This is a genomic window from Segatella copri DSM 18205 (assembly GCF_025151535.1).
In the GTDB taxonomy this organism is placed as follows: Bacteria; Bacteroidota; Bacteroidia; order Bacteroidales; family Bacteroidaceae; genus Prevotella; species Prevotella copri.
Genome location: NZ_CP102288.1, coordinates 1,518,341 through 1,536,770, shown reverse-complemented (window position 1 = coordinate 1,536,770; position 18,430 = coordinate 1,518,341). Strand labels below are relative to the sequence as shown.

Annotated in this window: 18 protein-coding genes; 11 read left to right on the top strand and 7 right to left on the bottom strand. The window is 41.4% G+C overall.

Annotation, left to right across the window (positions count from 1 at the left end):
* The first annotated feature begins 413 nt into the window (after nt 1-413).
* From NQ544_RS06545 to NQ544_RS06520, 6 genes are all read left to right on the top strand, one after another.
* Nucleotides 414-803 carry a hypothetical protein gene (locus tag NQ544_RS06545; RefSeq protein ID WP_040552930.1) on the top strand — a complete coding sequence of 130 codons (390 nt, stop codon included), beginning with the start codon at nt 414-416 and terminating at the stop codon, nt 801-803.
* Between the two features lie 7 nt (nt 804-810).
* Nucleotides 811-2,319 carry a type I restriction-modification system subunit M gene (locus NQ544_RS06540; protein ID WP_006847485.1) on the top strand — a complete coding sequence of 503 codons (1,509 nt, stop codon included), beginning with the start codon at nt 811-813 and terminating at the stop codon, nt 2,317-2,319.
* Between the two features lie 3 nt (nt 2,320-2,322).
* Nucleotides 2,323-3,444: a restriction endonuclease subunit S gene (locus NQ544_RS06535; RefSeq protein ID WP_006847486.1), complete on the top strand. Its 1,122-nt coding sequence runs from the start codon at nt 2,323-2,325 to the stop codon at nt 3,442-3,444.
* Between the two features lie 51 nt (nt 3,445-3,495).
* Nucleotides 3,496-6,540: a type I restriction endonuclease subunit R gene (locus NQ544_RS06530; protein WP_006847487.1), complete on the top strand. Its 3,045-nt coding sequence runs from the start codon at nt 3,496-3,498 to the stop codon at nt 6,538-6,540.
* Nucleotides 6,541-6,822: 282 nt separating this feature from the next.
* Nucleotides 6,823-8,187, top strand: coding sequence for a hypothetical protein (locus NQ544_RS06525; RefSeq protein WP_006847489.1), 1,365 nt, complete (start codon nt 6,823-6,825; stop codon nt 8,185-8,187).
* A gap of 200 nt (nt 8,188-8,387) precedes the next feature.
* Nucleotides 8,388-8,711 (top strand): Rpn/YhgA-type helix-turn-helix domain-containing protein, encoded by a 324-nt coding sequence (locus tag NQ544_RS06520; RefSeq protein ID WP_006847490.1) that lies wholly within the window; start codon nt 8,388-8,390, stop codon nt 8,709-8,711.
* Nucleotides 8,712-9,173: 462 nt separating this feature from the next.
* Here NQ544_RS06520 and NQ544_RS06515 read toward each other — a convergent pair whose 3' ends face one another.
* From NQ544_RS06515 to NQ544_RS06500, 4 genes are all read right to left on the bottom strand, one after another.
* Complete coding sequence (locus tag NQ544_RS06515; protein WP_006847492.1) at nt 9,174-10,487, bottom strand: 5-methylcytosine restriction system specificity protein McrC; 1,314 nt, start codon at nt 10,485-10,487, stop codon at nt 9,174-9,176.
* 6 nt (nt 10,488-10,493) lie between these two features.
* Nucleotides 10,494-11,786, bottom strand: a complete 1,293-nt coding sequence (locus tag NQ544_RS06510; protein ID WP_006847493.1) for an McrB family protein — start codon at nt 11,784-11,786, stop codon at nt 10,494-10,496.
* A gap of 282 nt (nt 11,787-12,068) precedes the next feature.
* A complete protein-coding gene (locus tag NQ544_RS06505) occupies nt 12,069-12,536 on the bottom strand; it encodes a hypothetical protein (protein ID WP_006847495.1) in 468 nt (155 codons plus the stop codon).
* A gap of 48 nt (nt 12,537-12,584) precedes the next feature.
* A complete protein-coding gene (locus tag NQ544_RS06500) occupies nt 12,585-13,382 on the bottom strand; it encodes a hypothetical protein (protein ID WP_153133990.1) in 798 nt (265 codons plus the stop codon).
* Between the two features lie 449 nt (nt 13,383-13,831).
* Here NQ544_RS06500 and NQ544_RS06495 point away from each other — a divergent pair, with 449 nt between their 5' ends.
* The 3 genes from NQ544_RS06495 to NQ544_RS06485 all read left to right on the top strand — a co-directional run bounded on the left by NQ544_RS06495 (nt 13,832) and on the right by NQ544_RS06485 (nt 15,365).
* A complete protein-coding gene (locus NQ544_RS06495) occupies nt 13,832-14,290 on the top strand; it encodes a hypothetical protein (RefSeq protein WP_006847498.1) in 459 nt (152 codons plus the stop codon).
* Between the two features lie 35 nt (nt 14,291-14,325).
* Complete coding sequence (locus NQ544_RS06490; RefSeq protein WP_167529924.1) at nt 14,326-14,889, top strand: DUF4468 domain-containing protein; 564 nt, start codon at nt 14,326-14,328, stop codon at nt 14,887-14,889.
* A gap of 71 nt (nt 14,890-14,960) precedes the next feature.
* A complete protein-coding gene (locus tag NQ544_RS06485) occupies nt 14,961-15,365 on the top strand; it encodes a hypothetical protein (RefSeq protein WP_006847500.1) in 405 nt (134 codons plus the stop codon).
* A gap of 53 nt (nt 15,366-15,418) precedes the next feature.
* Here the strand turns inward: NQ544_RS06485 and NQ544_RS06480 are convergent, their stop codons facing one another.
* The 3 genes from NQ544_RS06480 to NQ544_RS06470 form a co-directional block, all read right to left on the bottom strand.
* The gene (locus NQ544_RS06480) at nt 15,419-15,877 is read right to left on the bottom strand and encodes a hypothetical protein (protein WP_006847501.1); all 459 of its coding nucleotides are present in this window, start codon (nt 15,875-15,877) and stop codon (nt 15,419-15,421) included.
* A 50-nt stretch (nt 15,878-15,927) separates the two neighbouring features.
* A complete protein-coding gene (locus tag NQ544_RS06475) occupies nt 15,928-16,728 on the bottom strand; it encodes a hypothetical protein (protein WP_006847502.1) in 801 nt (266 codons plus the stop codon).
* Between the two features lie 538 nt (nt 16,729-17,266).
* On the bottom strand, nt 17,267-17,611 hold the full coding sequence (locus tag NQ544_RS06470) for a hypothetical protein (RefSeq protein ID WP_006847503.1): 345 nt from the start codon (nt 17,609-17,611) through the stop codon (nt 17,267-17,269).
* A gap of 8 nt (nt 17,612-17,619) precedes the next feature.
* Here NQ544_RS06470 and NQ544_RS06465 point away from each other — a divergent pair, with 8 nt between their 5' ends.
* Both NQ544_RS06465 and NQ544_RS06460 read left to right on the top strand, forming a co-directional pair.
* Complete coding sequence (locus NQ544_RS06465; protein WP_006847504.1) at nt 17,620-17,901, top strand: DUF3127 domain-containing protein; 282 nt, start codon at nt 17,620-17,622, stop codon at nt 17,899-17,901.
* A gap of 108 nt (nt 17,902-18,009) precedes the next feature.
* Nucleotides 18,010-18,420 (top strand): hypothetical protein, encoded by a 411-nt coding sequence (locus NQ544_RS06460; RefSeq protein WP_006847505.1) that lies wholly within the window; start codon nt 18,010-18,012, stop codon nt 18,418-18,420.
* The last annotated feature ends 10 nt before the right edge of the window (nt 18,421-18,430 follow it).

The window sequence follows — 18,430 nt, the reverse complement described above, 5'->3', positions numbered from 1 at the left end:
TTGTTCGATTCTACATTTTTATCCTTGTTTTCTGTTGCATTTTGTCAAAAATACATCATGTTAGAGACGGATTTAATGTCCGAGGAGGGGCATTTTTTACCCATACTAGAGGGGGTAAAACATCTTCCTAACCCCCATATTTTGCATTTTTCCGTTAAATAACGTGATAAAATTCTTTAGTTTGCCAACTTTTAATTATCTTTGCTAGCAATTAACAAAATATTGACGTAGCAATAGTCCGGAAAGCTAGAAACTACATAACAACAATAGTGAGATGAAAAGTTATAACTCATTGATACACAGGGATTTAGGGGGGGGGTAATTTTGCTCAGGCAAAGTTAGTCCAATATCATCATGTTCTTATCCGCAGGCGAATATTATCTTATTTTTATATGATAATAGTCGCTTTTTTTATGCTTTCTTCCACCGCCTGTTCTAGCGACGAAGAAACAGAAAAATCAGAGGTTTTTGATTACAAAACCACATTTTTAGCCCACGAATGGCAGATTTCAGCCCTTTATCAGCGTGTTGGAAGTATCTTTATCGACGTAAAAGAGGCTCCTTTGTTCTGCCGTTTCACCTCAGATGCTATTTATTTCTCTGAAACGAAGGAAGTGAACCACTTCGACGATGGCGGTAAAATAACCCAAACTACCACCGAAAACGTTGCTTGCGGTCAGTACACCTATTTAATAAAGGAGAACAAAATACAGATAGATAATCAGATATTCACCATTACGACCAACAACGGGACCCTCGTTCTGCAGAATGAGGACTGGAAGCTTGTGCTCGTAGAAAAATAAACATATTATGGCTAAGAAACAAGATACCATCAGCATTGGTTTTGAAGAGAAAATATGGAAGGCTGCCGATATTCTGAGAGGCAACCTCAGCGCTTCGCAATACGAGGGCGTGGTGCTCGGACTCATTTTTCTGAAATACATCAGCGACCGCTTCGAACAGAAGTTTCAGGAGCTGCAGGGCGACGAATACGCCGACCCGGAAGATAAGGACGAATACACTGCCGAGAACATCTTCTTCGTGCCTGCTGAAGCCCGATGGAGCAAGATTAGTGCTGCTGCCCACACCCCGGAAATAGGCGTGGTGATAGATGAAGCACTTACCGCCATTGAGCGTGAGAACGAAAGACTGAAGGGCATTCTGCCTAAGAATTTTGCCCGTCCGGAGCTGGACAAGCGCCGTCTGGGCGATGTGGTAGATCTCTTTACGAACATAGAAATGCACGATGCTGGCGAGGAGAAAGACCTGCTGGGCAGAACCTACGAATACTGTCTGCAGCAGTTTGCCAGTCTGGAGGGCAAGAATGGTGGCGAGTTCTATACGCCTTCCTGCATTGTCCGAACGCTGGTAGAGATTCTGGAGCCTTACGAGGGCAGAGTTTATGACCCTTGCTGCGGAAGCGGTGGTATGTTTGTGCAGAGCGCCAAGTTTATAGAGCGCCACAAGGGAAACCTGCGCAAAATCAGTATCTATGGTCAGGAGGCAAACCCTGATACGTGGAAGATGGCGCACATGAACCTTGCCATCCGTGGCTTGGATGCGAACCTGGGCAATGTCTTTGCCGACACATTCTATGATGACCAGCACCCTACGCTGAAGGCAGATTTCATTCTTGCCAATCCTCCTTTCAATCTCAGCGACTGGGGGCAGAGTGCGCTTCAGGAAGATGTGCGTTGGCAGTATGGTTTGCCACCTGCTGGCAACGCCAACTTTGCGTGGATGCAGCATATGATTCACCATCTGGCTCCAAACGGAAAGATTGGTTTGGTGCTGGCGAATGGTGCGCTTTCGAGTCAGAGTGGCGGCGAGGGACAGATTCGCCAAGCCATCATCGAAGCCGACCTGGTAGAGGGAATCGTGGCTTTGCCTTCGCAGCTATTCTACAGTACGGGTATTCCTGTAAGTCTTTGGTTTATCAGCCGCAACAAGGCGCAGAAGGGCAAGACCGTGTTTATCGACGCCCGCAATCTGGGCACGATGGTAACCCGCAAGCTTCGTGAGCTGATGCCTGATACGGATATTAAGAAAATCTCTGACACCTTCCATGCTTTCCAGCAGGGAACCCTGGAGGATGAAAAAGGCTTCTGTGCCGTATGCACCACCGAGCAGATTGCTGCTCAGGACTTCATCCTGACTCCTGGAAGATACGTAGGAATCGCCGAAGACGAAGGCGATGGAGTGCCTTTCGAGGAGAAAATGACGAATCTCACCGGAGAGCTGAAGCAGCTGTTTGAGGAAAGCAAGAAGCAGGAAGAAGAGATCAGATTGCAGTTGAAGAAAATTGGATGGGAGGTGTAAAGTATGGAGTGGAAAGAAGATGTTCTAGGGAATGTTCTTGAAGTAAAATATGGAAAAGACCATAAGAAACTTGCAGATGGACAATATCCCGTTTATGGAAGTGGCGGATTGATGCGCTACGTGGATTCTATACTTTATGATGGACCTTCTATTCTGATTCCAAGAAAGGGTACTCTAAACAATATAATGTTTGTTGATAGCCCATTTTGGACTGTAGATACAATGTTTTGGTCCATTATAAATACTGACAAAGTAGATCCAAAATTCCTGTTTTATTCTATCTGTAAAAGAGATTTTGCAAGTATGAATGTCGGGTCTGCAGTCCCTAGTATGACGGTAAATATATTGAATGATATTCAGATATCTTATCCGAAGAATATTTCCGACCAGCGCCGCATTGCCTCCATCCTTTCTTCTCTCGACCGGAAGATAGAGTTGAACAACAAGATCAATGCTGATTTGGAGGAGATGGCGCAGGCTATTTTCAAGAATTGGTTCGTTGACTTTGAGCCTTTCAAGGATGGTAAGTTCGTTGATAGTGAATTGGGAATGATTCCGGAAGGATGGAAAGTAGGAAGCCCATATGAATATGTGAAAGTTGTTTATGGTGCTCCTTATAAATCTGCAAAGTTCAATGATAATGGAGAAGGTCTTCCTTTAATAAGAATTAGGGATTTAAAAGATTGCAATCCGCAATTCTATACACCGGAAATACTTCCGCAAACAGAATATGTTAATATGGGAGACATAGTTGCTGGTATGGATGCTGAATTTGTCCCTCATATTTGGAAAGGTAATACGGGATTGCTGAATCAGCGAGTGTGCAAATTAATGCCGCAGCAGACATCAATTAGCAATTTGTTTGTTCTTTATTTAATGAAACCAGAGTTAGAATTTGTTCAGTCTTACAAAACGGGAACAACTGTTAGTCATTTGGGTAAAGCAGACATAGATAAGTTTGTTGTTGTTCTTCCTCCTTTGGAAGTAGTAGAAGAATGTAGTAAAATACTTGATTCAATACTTCAAAGAATAAAGAATATCTCAACAGAATCTCGTATCCTCTCAACTCTCCGTGACACCCTTCTCCCTCGCTTAATGTCAGGCGAGATAGAAGTCCCGGAATAAGAAAAGCTACGAAAGAAAATAACGAGAAAGAAAATATAAAATATTAACATTATGGCAGACGACAAGAAATTCACCGAAGACGCATACGAGCAAACGCTCATTGCCCTGTTCCGCGACGAACTCGGCTATGCGTACGAATGTGGCTACGAGGTGGAGCGCAACTATAAGGAGCCCTTCTATCGTGCCGATTTGGTCGCCTCGATGCGACGGCTTAATCCTCAACTGCCAGCCGATGCAATGGATGAAGGAATCAAGCAAATCACCAACATCAGCATCGGTACTTTAGAACAGAACAACGAGCAGTTTACCCTCTGGATGCAAAACGGTCTGGAGGTGGGATTCCTGCAAGATGGCGAAGAACGAACAGCCCTGATGAGGCTCATCGACTTCGACCATCCCGAAAGAAACCTCTTCAAGGTGGTGAACCAGTGGCGGGTAGAAGAGTATAAGAACAAGCGCTGCGACATGGTGGTGATGGTCAACGGATTGCCTCTCGTGGTGGTGGAGCTGAAAAGTGCCATTTCCGAAGATGCAACCGTAGAAGATGCCTACAAGCAGATCAAGAACTATCAGCAGAGCGTTCCAAGCCTCTTCAGCTACAACGCCTTCAACGTTATCAGCGACATGAGTGAGACTCGTGCCGGAACCATCACAGCCAAGCAGGAACGCTACATGGAATGGAAGACCGTGGACGGCTCATACGAGTCAACCCTCTTTGCCGACTATCGTACCTTCTTCCTCGGCATGTTCCAGCAGCAGCGACTGCTCGACATTCTGCAGAACTTCATCTGCTTCGACAAGAACCAGGGCAAATACGCCAAGATTCTTACCGCCTATCACCAGTACTACGCCGTGGGCAAAGCCCTGCAGCGCACCCGTACCGCCGTGGAAGGCAACGGAAAAATCGGCGTGTTCTGGCACACGCAGGGTTCGGGCAAGAGCCTCTCCATGGTGTTCTACGCCCACCAGCTGGTGCAACGGTTGCCCGAAGTAACCATCGTTGTAGTAACCGACCGCAAGGACCTCGACAACCAGCTCTTCGGTCAGTTCTGCCGCTGCCAGGACTTCCTGCGTCAGGAACCACAGAACGCCCAGAGCCGCGAAGACCTGGGCAATCTGCTCCGTAACCGAAAGAGTGGGGGAATCATCTTCACCACCATTCAGAAGTTTGAAGAAGGCGATTCGGCACTCTCCACCCGCCGCAACATCATCGTGATGACCGATGAGGCGCACCGCTCGCAATACGGCGAGGAGCACTGGGACAACAAGAGTCTGACGATGAAGAAGGGATTCAGCCAGAAGATGAGAGAAGCCCTGCCAGGCGCCTCATTTATCGGCTTCACCGGAACGCCTATCAGCGACCGCGACAGAGACACGGAGGAAGTGTTCGGCAACTACATCGACGTTTACGACATGAGTCAGGCGGTAGATGATGGAGCCACCCGTCCGGTCTATTACGAGAGCCGTGTGGTGAACCTGAACCTCGACGAAGACACGATGAAGCTGCTGAACGATGAGTTCGACAACCTGGCCGATGAGGGTGCCACCGAGGAGCAGATCAGGCAGGCGAAGCAGGAGCATAGCCGGCTGGAAGTGCTCCTGGGCGAAGACGCCACCATCGACACGCTGGTAAGGGATATTGTGAAGCACTATGAGGAAAACCGTGCGCAGGAACTCACCGGCAAGGCAATGATCGTGGCACTCACCCGAAGCATCGCCATCAAAATCTACCGCAAGATGCTGGAGCTTCGCCCCGGGTGGACGGAGAAAGTTAAGGTGGTGATGAGCGGTTCGAACCAGGACCCCGAAGACTGGCAGCCGATTATCGGCAACGAAGCCTACAAGAAGGAACTGGCAAGAAAATTCAAGGACAACGATGATGAGATGAAAATCGCCATCGTAAGAGACATGTGGCTCACGGGCTTCGATGTTCCGTCGCTCGCCACCATGTACGTATATAAGCCGATGAGCGGTCATAACCTGATGCAGGCAATAGCCCGTGTAAACCGAGTGTTCCCGGGCAAGGAAGGCGGACTGATAGTGGATTACGTAGGCATTGCGCAGGCACTGAAGAGTGCCATGCAGCAGTACACCAACCGTGACCGCCGCCGCTTTGGAGACCCCGACATCGCCAAGACCGCCCTGGTGAAATGGAAGGAAGAGATGGAAATCTGCCGAGACCAGCTTCATGGTTTCGACTATTCCGGCTTCTTCGAACAGGACAACTCGAAGCGGGCACTCGCCATCACCAGCGGAGCCAACTTCCTGAGTTCTCCAGCCATGGTTCAGCGCAAGAAGAATTTCATGGAGCACAGCAATCTGCTTCACAACGCCACCACGCTCTGCCGTTCGCTCCTGAATGAGCAGCAGAAGGCAGAGGTGTGCTATATGGATGCGCTGCGCGTGATGATGCTCAAACTCTCGCAGAAGGGCAAAATCAGCCGCCATGAAATCAACGAGCGCATCGGTGAGCTGCTCCGCCAGAGCGTGAAGACCGATGGAGTCATCAATCTCTTCGGCGACCGCCAGATAGAGTTCTCGCTCTTCGACGACACCTTCATCCAGGAGGTGAAGAACATGAAGGAGCGCAACCTGGCGGTGGAACTGCTCACCAAACTGATGAAAGAGAAAATCAAGCAGCAGCAGAAGACCAACGTGGTTCAGAGCGACCTCTTCTCCGACATGCTCAGCCAGAGTCTCTCCAACTATCTGAAGGGCTTGCTCACCAACGAGGAAGTGATAGAGGAGCTGTTGAAGATGGCTCAGCAGATGAAGCAGGCAGAGGCAGAGGGCAACGACCTGGGACTTTCGCCCGAGGAGAAGGCATTTTATGATGCGCTCTCCACGCCCGAAGGAGTGCGCCAGGCTTACTCCGACGAGGAGTTTGTGGCACTGACCCGGGAACTGACGGAAGTACTGCACCGCAACCGCACCATCGACTGGAACCGGAAGGAATCGGCGAGGGCGAAGATGCGAGTGATGGTGAAGCGGCTGCTCAAAAAGTATAAGTATCCACCAGAGGGTGCAGAAAAGGCGCTGGAAACCGTGATGCGCCAATGCGACCACTGGGCGGATGATGAAGAAAACGTAGTATAAACCCTTTAAAATTTGAAGTAAGAAACAGAAAGTAAACAAGAGAAACAACATATTAGAATATTGACGCTGATTATCTGACACTTCTACGGTATTCAGAACCTGCAAAATTCAGAATTTTTCGGTAAGAAGATGGTGACAGCAAGGCGTCCACTCCTCTACGGCGTGGGCAGTACTTGTTTGTGCCTTACCGAAGGTTCTTGCAGGTACCTGAATACCGGTACTTACAGGGAACCCCACGCCGCTTATTTAAACAATATAACAATTCAAACCTAGAAAAGTAATATGCAGACAGAGGAAATACCCAATACTGATAATAACTACAATTCTCTTCTGAAGATTTCATCAGAAGAAGATCTTTTTGTGGAAGATGAAGTAACAGGAGTCAAGAAATACACTCCAGTAACAACTACTGATGTGGGTCAGTTTAAGAGAGAGGCAGAACATTTGTATAAGGAGATTCAGCATGCTAAAGATGAATTTAAATGGAATGCAGGAAAGCATAAAGGTCTTACCTGTTATTTTCATATTTACCAGAACCTTGCCGAGCAGTTGACAGATTTTCTTAAATATATTCATTCGCTCCATAAGAAAGTCTACATTTCCATTTACAAGAGCTATGATGATGAATTCATGGGGATTTATACTGATGTTTTAGAGAAGGTGCTCCAGGAAATTCAGACCATCGCCCGGAAGCATTCAGACTATTTGCTCGATAAGGAAGCGGAGTATGGTCAGATTCCCAGTGCTAAGGCTATTTTCGAGCAATGCAAGAAGCTTAAAGTTCCTGCCGGAGACGACTTTCCCCAGTTTGATTCCCATTACAGAAACTTTGTCTCTATGGGGTTGAAGATGGCTTTGGCTGAAACCATCTCCACAGTTACCGCTATTTGTGCTGATTTCCTAGCCTTATACAGAACCCGCCTTTTCCGCACCGACCGTGAGGCTGTGATTATTTACCATTATATCAAGCGAATTTTCGACGAGGGCACGCTACCTGACCATCTGAAACGAGAGGTAAAGGTAAAGAAACGTCATCTGAGAGAGAGAAGAATAGATATTACCACTTTGAGTTTGCAGAAAGTAATGAATGATATTGAAGGGAAATACAACAATTATACGCTTTGTTCTGACTGGTTTGAGCGAGAGGAGGATGAGGAAGAAGAACTCGTCCGTACGCTAGTCAGGGAGCAGGCTTCGCCCGAGGATTTTGAAACGCTGTTCAAGTATCAGGGTGAGCATAAAATGTGGGAGGCAGAAATTGCCAGGGCTGATGATTTTGAGCGTAACAGCGATTCTTTCTTTGTGAACTGGGTAGATCCTTACAAGTTAGAAAACATGCTGAAGTTCTGGCTCAAGGGCAACATCACCAAGCAGCAGGACTGGTACATAGTGTGGTGTCTGATGAAATATACTTTCCATATAGTGAAGGGTGATCAGGATAAATCAGCCTTCGCCTCCCGAATGAACCTGATGTTTCCCGAAGTAGAAAAGAAGTGTGTGGTAGACTCGTTCCGCAAGCAGGAAACCCAAAAGAACCACAACCACCACTTTTCGGAGTGGCTTGCAGAATCTGATAAAGATTATTCCAAAGCTCACGAGCTTTATGATAAGCTGAAGAAGGAGGAGGAATATAAGAGGATAGTTTGAGGAGGAAGAGTTGGGAAGGTGCGATGGGAGGGCAGCTTCCCCTTTCTCTCTACATCTCTCTTTCTTTCTTTTGAAAGAAAATTCTAGAATTTCTTGGCAGTTTCAATAAAAAAGTTTATCTTTGCGGCAGATTTACAGAATCTAAATTGATAATTTATGGGTAGATACATCAACCCCTATGGATTTATGTATTGAAGTATATGGAAGTATTGGAAAGATTGCCTTTTACGGCACAGAAGAAGATATTCGATCATCTTGCTAAATTGGCGGATGTTCGTTGCTTGAGTAGTGAGGAGCAGGAAAAATACGATGAAAGTATTAAGGCTGTTGATGATTACTACTCAGGCCTTTATGGCTCGTATGTTGAAGGCGAGGAAAAGGGAATTGCTAAAGGTCGTGCAGAAGGTGAATTGTCTAAAGGTTTGACTGTAGCGCGCAACTTGTTGGCTATGGGAATGTCTTGGTCTCAAATCATGCAGATAACAGGATTGACAGAAGAAGAATTGAAGCCGCTGCATTCGTAGTGAGTGTTATCAGGAATGCAAGAAAGAATTGACTGATTTGCAGAAACTTATGTTGGATATGCTGTCAGAGGATTCTAAAATGATAATATCAGAATTAGCAGGAAAAATGGGGATGTCTGCAAGAAAGGTTTCTCGGGAGCTTAAGTCTTTAAGAGAAGAATTTCAGATTCTAAAACATGAAGGTGGTCGCAAGAATGGTTATTGTGTAGTTTGCAACAACTAACCGGCTTGTTTCCGCAAGCAGGAAACCCAGAAGAACCACAGCCACCATTTTTCGGAGTGGCTTGAAGGCTCCAATCCCGATTATCATACCGCCCAGGATCTGTATTATAAGCTGTCGAAAAGGGATGGTTATATGAGAAGTATTTGAGAGTGAAGATTGGAGGGAAGGTGCGATGGGGAGGCGCACCTTCTCATATATTTTGCAAGTAAACTCCACACGTTCTGAAAGGGCAGAAGAACCTAGCTATCCATAATTTCTTTAATAAGCTGGTTCTCATTTTTCCCCATTTTGTTTGCAAAGTCATCATATGATTTACAATTTTGTGGAATTGCTAAGGCGTAAATATACATAACTCCATTGTAGCCGTTTTTATTCATTCTTTCTGAAATGGTTTTATTTTTCTCGCCGATTAACGGACATATAATGCCACTTTTTTGAGATTTTAATCTGAACATATATGTAACTATTTGATTAATATCATCTATAGCTATGTCTAATTTATTCCCGCTTTGGGCGTATTTTTTATATTTAGCATCGAGGACAAAATCCTTTTTCCAAAAATCAGGATATCGTTTTCCACCATGCTCAAAAAGATAAATAGCACCTGTTCCTTGTTTGTTTTGGGGATGATTGAAATCATAATCACACAATAGGGTATTTAGATATTCTTCCCATAACCAGGCTCCATCAAACAATATTCCACTTACGCTTCCATCTCCGTCACCATATTTCATATCTTCCTGATTAAGTATCTGTATACATATTTTTTGGAGTGCATTGTAGCCCGTATAATATGGATGGCGGCAAGGCGTCAAATTTTCATGTATAATCTTTAATCGGTCTGAATGTCTGTAACATGGCGTATATGATATTACTTTACTAACATATTCTTCCACAACTTCGTTAGAAGAGAGAATCATGTCACCTAAAGGTATTGTTCTTATGTACTCAATGGTGTGACGTATTAATTCCATTACTGCATTATCATAGCAGAATTCATCTGTATCATATGAGATGTTTCCACAAAAAGGAATATTCTCTCTGATATGTCGGCTGATGTCAATAGTTCCCCGTACATTAGAGTCATTATATTGGATTTTGCGGTATTCTTTATAGATTCCTTGTTTCATTGCAGTTTTCAACATAGTTGGAAACATAAGAACAAGAATTTTTAAGATATTCTCTTCAGTGGACATAAAGTCCAAATTGAAGATATTATATGAAAACACCTTCTGTAGCATATAATGCATGAAGAAATCATTTTGATCATTATCGAAACGTGAATATATTTTCAAATATTGGTTATTACGTCCGATAAAACCCATGATGTTTCCAGTCTTTATTCTAACTGAACTACCCTCATTAGCATAGATACTTACAATAGAATTTTCCCCAATTTTATCATTAGAATTCTCAATGTCAAGAGGATAGATAAGAAGGTTTTCTTCTTCGCATAATTGCTTTATGGGTTTATTCGCAATATAAAGCAGTTCTTCAACCTCACTAAGAGGATAAACCTTACCTAAATAGTCATTGTCTTGAATTGTTATCATTAGTGCTTACTTTTCAATTAAAGAATTAAAATAGATTTCCTTTAACTGCTCCAATCTTATATCAGCATTATTGAACACACGTAAGTATTCTTTAAGAAGCACCTCTATATGCATATTCCATAATGCAGTGAAATCACCATTATAATGGTCTTTGTCAAGCTTCATAAAATAAGCAGGACCAATCTGATAAGCTGAGCCTAGACCACGCATGCTAGATATTTCTTTATTCAAAGCCGTCATTACTTTTAATGCCTTTGCACAAGTATCTGGATCAAGTTTTTCTGATAGCATGTCAGTACGGTCCTCGGGTTTAATCACCTTCCATGCAAATCGTCTACGTAGGGCAAAATCAATACTTTCAATACTACGGTCTATATCATTCATAGTTGCTATGATATAGACATTTTCAGGCACATAAAAGCCATTGGCAAACTCGTCAGTTTTGCCAACGAGATTCTGATATTGAGTTTTCACCTTACCTTTTCTACCTCTGTATCCTGGATCTATTGCGTAAAAAAGTTCACCAAATATTTTCGAAAGTTCACCTCGGTTTATTTCATCGATAATGAAAACATATGGTTTTGGCTCTTTTTCTGATAAAACGTCAATGTATTCCTGATTATCTTCTTGAACTTCCTGATCTGCTTTTAATTCAGCTTCATTAAGTTCATCTTCTTCCTTCATCTTATAAAGCATATAAAGAACTGCTGCATATATTCTTTCTCGACTCGAATTAGTTTTTATACTTTTTAATGAGTCGTAGTCTGGAAATTTTTTAGATATTTTATTTAGAGTTTTATATGAAATGGATGGGTCATACGTGTAACCTTTAGATTTGTTAACTCCAAACTTAGCATATATTGTTTTTCCATTTTTACAGTATACTTCAAATTCTTTACCACTCAATCTTTTAATGCTTGTAATTTCCTTGTTTGCAATTTTGTCTACTAGCACATTGTAATAGTAAGATAGGTCTTTTTGGTCATCTTCATCTGTTTGGGGGGCATCTTCATTTTTCCTAACTGTCTTTTTATTTGCTATGGCATCTTTACAAAATGTCTTAAACACTCCATCTTGTCTTTTAAATTCTATTTGATCAGCTCCATCACGACATGGTCTTAATCCCTCTACAAAATCTGTATAGGAATAGGAAGGGTGAAATTGAACAAATTCAACTTTTGCTCTCATAGCTCTTGCAATTTGTTTTGCAAGATATGTTTTACCAGTGCCTGGTGCACCAGTAAGAACTAGATTCTTGTTTGCTTTTAACAGTTCAATGTATGATTTGATATTTTTCATTTTGCTACTTTAAACTATATTTTTATTTACACGAAGAGATGATGCTGACATCATTATCAAAGAAATGAGCGGACAAATACTTTCAATGCGCTGGAACAAACAGAAGTATAAGCAGCAAAGCTGGGCATAAGAAGATAATTCCAACTAGTACTACTATATTACCCAGGGCGATTGCGCTGGGCTAGGAGCTTTTGGGTCTTCAGCCCGTACTTAAACCACATGCGAAAGTTCAGTTGTCTATATAAAATCCATCTACCAGCTGACTGGGAACGCTTTTATTACTTATTCGAGACTTCGAACTTCTTCTAAAATTTTTGGAAGTTGAATGCGTGCTTCCTCGATAGCTTTTTTTCTTGCCTTGAACATGTTATCGTAAGGGTAAGATGTCATGACTGCATCATAAACATCGTTTTTATCTTCAGTTTTATAACGACCAAATTTATAACGACTATTTTCTGTTTTCAGACCACCGAGAAAAATCACAAGTGCAATCAATTTGTCGCTTATATCCTCAAATGATTTAAATTCAGAAGATTCTCCTACTTTAATGAATGCACCACCGTAATCACAATTTATAGAATACGTACCTTTTTTGAAAGCCCGTTTCATAATATTTGTATAGCACGAAAGTTCTTTTTCGGAATAATTCTTCTCTGGATATATATCATTTGTTATATCTTTAAATCCAGCATTTAGCAGAGCTCGAAAAAAATGAACTTTCTTTTTTGTTTCTTCGTCTTCTTTATTCATACTGTCTGACTTAACCGGTGCTGTCGAGGGCTTTTATTTAGATACATTTTATTGCGGAGTATTATACCATCGATCACACGTATAGCGTGTTTGACTCACGTCGTATAGCGATACAACTGGGCCGTACTGAAGATAGATAAAAGAAGCCGGATTGTCCTTTAGTAGGTAACTACCTAAAGTGACAGTACCATTCTTTGTCTCGTAGGTAGTTGTGAAGTCTATCACGTCACCTATTACAAACTGTACGGTTCCATCAGCTTTGAAAATCATTTTTGCTTCATATGTTTTCATTGTGCCGTTTTTGGTGTCCGTCAACTGAACCTTATTGTACCATGTGCCATGTAAAGCTCCATCGTGGATTGTCTCGTCGGTCTTGTCTTCTGTCATGTTCTTATGGTAGTAAATATAGCAAGACTTTCCATCTGTACCTGTACCAACGATATATGGCTTTGGCTCTGTTATCGTTATTGAGCCAGGTTTGTCAGAACTGATAGTTCCACCAGATGTATCTTTCTCTGTATGTACGTTGCTATATGTACCATGGAAAAACTTGCTAGCATCAAAATTTGGTTGGGTACTCGATGTTATTGCTGCTGTTAGTCGGTTGCCATCTAACTGCCATGTTCCGAAATAAAGGTAAGCTTGGCTTGTCAAACCGCCAGTTGTAACGTTTGCGCTACTTTCGCATACCAATAGGTGGTTCTTGTAGAAAGAATAAGTTTCGTTGCCAATGGTCCACTCTTTACCAGGGAGATATTCACTTGCGGCAATCAAATCATCTTTGTCACCATCATCGTCGCTGCCACCGCAGGCAGTTAGGGATGTGGTGGTAAATGCTATCGCCATGAGGGCGATAATTTGGCGTAATGTTTTCTTAGATTTCTTCATTTTCTGATGTTTTTGTTAATATCTAAATATTTGTTTGCAAAGGTATAAATAAACTTCGAGAAAACCACTGCTTTTTGAAGTTTTTTTAGCAAGCAAGGAGTATTTTTTTTTGTTTGTGATGGTGATGGCTCTATTAGCATTATAATTGTTATTATAATCATCCCAGAATGCATCATCTTTGCATTTGACGTTCACGTCTTTCGTCCTCTTTCTCGATTTCTTTTCCGGTCTATGTTTAAAAATGTTAAGTTGAAACGTAATAGTACATTTTCTCTATAAAACAAGTTTGATTATCAAAAAAATGAATTACCTTTGTAGTGAGCTTTGTAGGTTGGTTTATTAACTGCTGCTGGAGCTACAATCGGTTAGGATTATTAATATATTCTATAACATATAATGATGTGATTATGAAGAAACGTGTTATTTTAGCGATTATGACAGTCGCAATGAGTATGAGTATGAGTGCGCAGGTACAATTCTCTAGATTTAAGTATTACGTTGCAAATATTATGGACTTTAGCCATCTCCAGTTGGAAGCGAAGTTTAAGGTAACTGGTGAAAGAAATATAAAGTATTTAAATGTATTTTACTCTCCTCTTAATAGTGTAGGAGATGCTATTGTTGATGAGGATGGTCACAAATATTTTCATATATATTGTACTGGCCCTTTTGAACCAAAGAATAGTTATACAAAACATTTTGATCCTTATTTTTTTGTTGGTAAAAAGCCATCTCCATTTCCTTCCAAGATAGTCATCGATTACATGGGCGGAGGTAGTGATACTATCCAAATTACAAAAGATAATATTAAAAAATATTTTCCATGTGTTAAATGGGTAGATGTTGATTATAATAGAAAATTTTAGTTATATAATTGAATAATTATTTAGATAAAATGAACATGAAGAAATATTTTGCAATATTGTTCCTTTGTCTTTTTGTGGCAACTTTCTGCCAAGCTCAGGCTAAAGTCGAGAAAGCTGAATGTGATACTACTAACTATAATCTCACAATGGTATTATCATATCCACAATCAAAAGATGTATTATACCGTTCTGCAAAAGAATGGCTTGCTTCTCATATTCCTGGTTTCCAACAGAAATTACAGTATGATGATAAGGAATATGGTACAATAAAATTTAGGAATTCAACATATCTCTCTTCTAAGAAGAATTATCGTCAAAAGACCACAATTGATATGACTGGTACTATTGATTATATGGTTACTATCAATATCAAAGATGGTCGATTTAGAATAAAAACTGAAGATGCTATGGCAAATTGGCAAGAATCTTTTATATTTAATGGTACAAGACAGTATAATGGAAGAAAAAGCCTAGAGTTGAAAAACTTTTTTATGTGGTCAAAAGATGAAAATGCAATACTAGTATATTCGACTGATGTGGGTAAAATCGCCGCTGGAATTTGGTTAACTGCCAAAGAACTGGAAAACGACGATTTTTAATTTTTAGAATACTATATCATAAATATACTCACGTGGTTTAATCTTTAGTAAGTTAGGTTTAGCTATTTAATATGGATGACGATAGAAAATTTGAAATTTCTTCAGCAGTCGGTACTACAGTATTCTTTATTTCCTGCATTGGGATAGGTAGTTACGAAGAAGCTGTGCATGAAGGCTATGAAAGCATTCATGAAAAGTTGCCTATGGAAACCGTCTTTACAAGTAGTTTGGTCACGGGGATTGTATTGGCTATAATAACATGGTTGATTGTTACTTTTGTGGATTGTCTCAAAAGGGCAAAAGAAAAAGATGAGTTAACAACATGGGGGCTTTTTAAGAAGGAAGTATTCTCTAAAAATACTTTGTTGGCATTAACTATTCTGATTGTCGTTTCAGTTCTAATTGCTTTTCTTGGAATATTGTTTATAGGCTTGGCTATTTTCTTTTTACCTCTATTGAAGGGAAAATTTAAATGATGGCAGGATTATTATTCTGCCATCATTATATTTGTAATTACAAGTATCTTTTCTTACTCTCCTGGCACAGTGAAGTTAATCCATTTCAACTGTGGAAAGAACTCTTGATAATTGTCCTTATCGATGTCTTTTTCCCAGTCGGTGCCATCCAAATACTCAATGCAGATGCTTACAGGCATTGCGTGAACCTTCTCTACGCCGATATAAGCAGTAGCTGCCTCACGTTTATACTTCTTGCCAGGAGAAAATGGACCCGTACCCGAAACCTTGCGCAGCAAGAGGTTGGGGCTCATGCCTGTCGATACATCGCCAACCTCGTTAACAGCACACCATTCTATCTTAACATACTTCACTTGTTTCTCGCCCTTACAGGTAAAACCTAAGTGCAATGACTTGACATTATAGAGTAGCGTAGGCTTTAACTTGAAGGTGGAGAACACAATTTGTGCTTGGGCAGTATGAGCGAGACATAGCATCATCGCCAACAATAGGATTCTAAAGGATTTCTTCATAATCTCACTTTTTATATTATAATATTGATGGACTTTATTAATGTTAATAATTAACGTATGTATTTCAATTCATTCTGGTTTATATGCATAGTACTACCATCCATGTATTCGATGTCAATTCCTGTAAGGATTAACTTCTTAGCAGAATAATTATACCATACACATTCCCAGTACTTGCCGTAGCCATATGTGGTTCCTGGTTTAATAGGACCTGTGACTTTACCGCCGCTTTCTGATATTCCACGTATTTCGCATGAAACAGGATCACCCACGGCGTTTATTGGATAACCACTCCAGTTTAAGTATTTTATGGTTTTCTTCGAGACATTCTTCCATACCAAATGAGCATCTACACCACCGGCACTATTAGGAGAAGACAAATAAGCCTTTATGATTTTAATTGAATGCTTAACTTTGTCTATTCTGTTGGCCTTTCTGATACTATCTAAACGAAGAGCTTCTTTTTGATCTTCTGCCGCTTGAATCGCATCAAGAGAATCTTTCTTATGGATGTTCTCTTTTGCTACTGTTGCAGGAGAATGGTTAGGATCATTTTGTATTCTGGCTAGAATTATCACAAAACCAGCAATCATGACAATACATACAAAAACTATAACTTTCTGTATAAACTTATCAGATTCACTTTTTTCATTTGTCCATTTGTTGGGAGTAGAAGGATTAGTAGCTTGTTGTTTAGCTTTTGCTTGTGCTGCAACCAAGCGTTCTTGCTTAGCCTGTTCTGCTAGTTTGTCAAGCTTTTCTTGCTCTCGTTTCTCTTCTTCCTCCTTTTTCTTCTTCTCGGCTTTCCACTGAAGGAATTCCTCGAACTCTTTCTTCTCTTCTTCTGTCATAATATATTTAGTTTAAAGTTGTTGTTTATGTTATTGTTAATGCGAAAATTATACGTTGTCGTATTCTATCGGCATTACTATTCATTTATTGAATGCAAAAATAAGCATTTTTTACGAAATAGAAACATTTGGAGTGTTAAAATGTAGAATGAAAGATGATTTTTAAAGCTTTTGCCCTTACAGGGCGCAAGGTTGATTGCTGGTTTACCCAGGGCGAGTGCCCTGGGCTAGGAGCTTCTGCCCCTTCAGGGCGTGTGGGGGTGAGCTTGCTTCATTTTTTCGGAGCGTGCTTCACCCGTTTACTAAAGTTTTGTAATGGAATAAAAACGCCTAAAAACAAAAATGTAATCTCATAGGCGATAGGAAATAATCTAAATGAAAAGTTTTTTCGCTTGGTAATCAAATAGTTATCCCTTGTTTTCTTTCTATTATTATAAAAACATTCTTAGAACGTATAAAGCATTTTCAACGCATTTTTTATGTTTTTATGCAATAAGTTGAGTTCTTTTTTTCTCTCTCTGAGGTAATCTTGATTTCATTAAGCATTTTTCCCGATAACGCTCCGATTTTTCCCAAGAAACCCCTGATTTTTCCCAAAAACAGCAGTTTTTCGGGAAAAGTGTGGGGGAAGGCTTGCAGGAAAATGAGGGTATTTTCTTGCCTTTTTGTTAATATTTTGCGATTTTTTCTTGTTTTCCCCTGCTGAGCGTGTAGGCTTTTTATTTTTCCCAAGAAATGCCCGATTTTTCCCAAAATCGTGGGTTTTTCGGGGAAGCTGTGGGAAAGGGATTGTTTTGCCTTTGTTTTCGCAGTACTTTTGCAGCGTCGAAGAAACAAGACAACGCTGAAATGGTTTGGTGCTCTTGAAAACCTCTTCGTACATTATATAATATGTATACTCAGATTATGAGAGTGGTGCAGCAGGGCGAGACCTTCGCTGTGCAGAGTCAGAAAAGTGAGAACGGACAGATGATGAAATGCAACATCGTTCTCCAGGAGATGGGCGGCAAGTATGAGAACCAGTACGCTGCGGCAATGCTCGGCAATATGGCGCAATGTAAGTATGCTCCGGGCGAGCTGGTGGCTGTTACGCTCCGGTTCACTACCCATGAGCACAATGGTCAGGTTTACCAAGACATCCTCGTTACAGACATTGAGAAACTTGGCAAGTAATTAATCTTGAATTGAAATAGGTGGCGTGAGAATTGTCCCGGGATAATTTGCGCAAACTGAAACTTACGACACTTCTTTCGTTCATCTTCAATTTTAATTTAAGATTTTATGAGTGCAAAGAAAAATAATAAGGTTCAGAACAATGTTCAGAACCAGCAGGTGAATAATAATGACTGCCAGCATGTGCAGTTGGGTGGAATGGCTTACTATGATGCTAAGCAGTATTTCCTCTTCAGTCCTCAGGAATCGGGGGTGAATAAGGTTCCTCGATTCCGTTCGATGGGCGTGGCTCAGCAAATGCCTGACGGAACGTTTGATTTCGTGGTTCAGCACCGCCTCAGAACTCAGTCGGAACTGATTAAGAAACTGGCGCATGGTCGTGTGAGCAAGACCAAGGACGGTGCTGTTCAGCTTACCTTGAAGGTGTTCTGCCATGAGGGAATCAACATCGCCCGAACGCTGGCTGTTGAGGCTGAAGAAGGGGCTGAGGCGGTAGTGGATTACCAACTGAAACATTAGGATTTTGTAT

Coding starts and splice junctions, on each gene's coding strand:
- NQ544_RS06545 (WP_040552930.1), top strand. CDS start 414: ATGCTTTCTTCCACCGCCTGTTCTAGCGACGAAGAAACAGAAAAATCA.
- NQ544_RS06540 (WP_006847485.1), top strand. CDS start 811: ATGGCTAAGAAACAAGATACCATCAGCATTGGTTTTGAAGAGAAAATA.
- NQ544_RS06535 (WP_006847486.1), top strand. CDS start 2,323: ATGGAGTGGAAAGAAGATGTTCTAGGGAATGTTCTTGAAGTAAAATAT.
- NQ544_RS06530 (WP_006847487.1), top strand. CDS start 3,496: ATGGCAGACGACAAGAAATTCACCGAAGACGCATACGAGCAAACGCTC.
- NQ544_RS06525 (WP_006847489.1), top strand. CDS start 6,823: ATGCAGACAGAGGAAATACCCAATACTGATAATAACTACAATTCTCTT.
- NQ544_RS06520 (WP_006847490.1), top strand. CDS start 8,388: ATGGAAGTATTGGAAAGATTGCCTTTTACGGCACAGAAGAAGATATTC.
- NQ544_RS06515 (WP_006847492.1), bottom strand. CDS start 10,487: ATGATAACAATTCAAGACAATGACTATTTAGGTAAGGTTTATCCTCTT.
- NQ544_RS06510 (WP_006847493.1), bottom strand. CDS start 11,786: ATGAAAAATATCAAATCATACATTGAACTGTTAAAAGCAAACAAGAAT.
- NQ544_RS06505 (WP_006847495.1), bottom strand. CDS start 12,536: ATGAATAAAGAAGACGAAGAAACAAAAAAGAAAGTTCATTTTTTTCGA.
- NQ544_RS06500 (WP_153133990.1), bottom strand. CDS start 13,382: ATGGCGATAGCATTTACCACCACATCCCTAACTGCCTGCGGTGGCAGC.
- NQ544_RS06495 (WP_006847498.1), top strand. CDS start 13,832: ATGAAGAAACGTGTTATTTTAGCGATTATGACAGTCGCAATGAGTATG.
- NQ544_RS06490 (WP_167529924.1), top strand. CDS start 14,326: ATGAAGAAATATTTTGCAATATTGTTCCTTTGTCTTTTTGTGGCAACT.
- NQ544_RS06485 (WP_006847500.1), top strand. CDS start 14,961: ATGGATGACGATAGAAAATTTGAAATTTCTTCAGCAGTCGGTACTACA.
- NQ544_RS06480 (WP_006847501.1), bottom strand. CDS start 15,877: ATGAAGAAATCCTTTAGAATCCTATTGTTGGCGATGATGCTATGTCTC.
- NQ544_RS06475 (WP_006847502.1), bottom strand. CDS start 16,728: ATGACAGAAGAAGAGAAGAAAGAGTTCGAGGAATTCCTTCAGTGGAAA.
- NQ544_RS06470 (WP_006847503.1), bottom strand. CDS start 17,611: ATGTACGAAGAGGTTTTCAAGAGCACCAAACCATTTCAGCGTTGTCTT.
- NQ544_RS06465 (WP_006847504.1), top strand. CDS start 17,620: ATGTATACTCAGATTATGAGAGTGGTGCAGCAGGGCGAGACCTTCGCT.
- NQ544_RS06460 (WP_006847505.1), top strand. CDS start 18,010: ATGAGTGCAAAGAAAAATAATAAGGTTCAGAACAATGTTCAGAACCAG.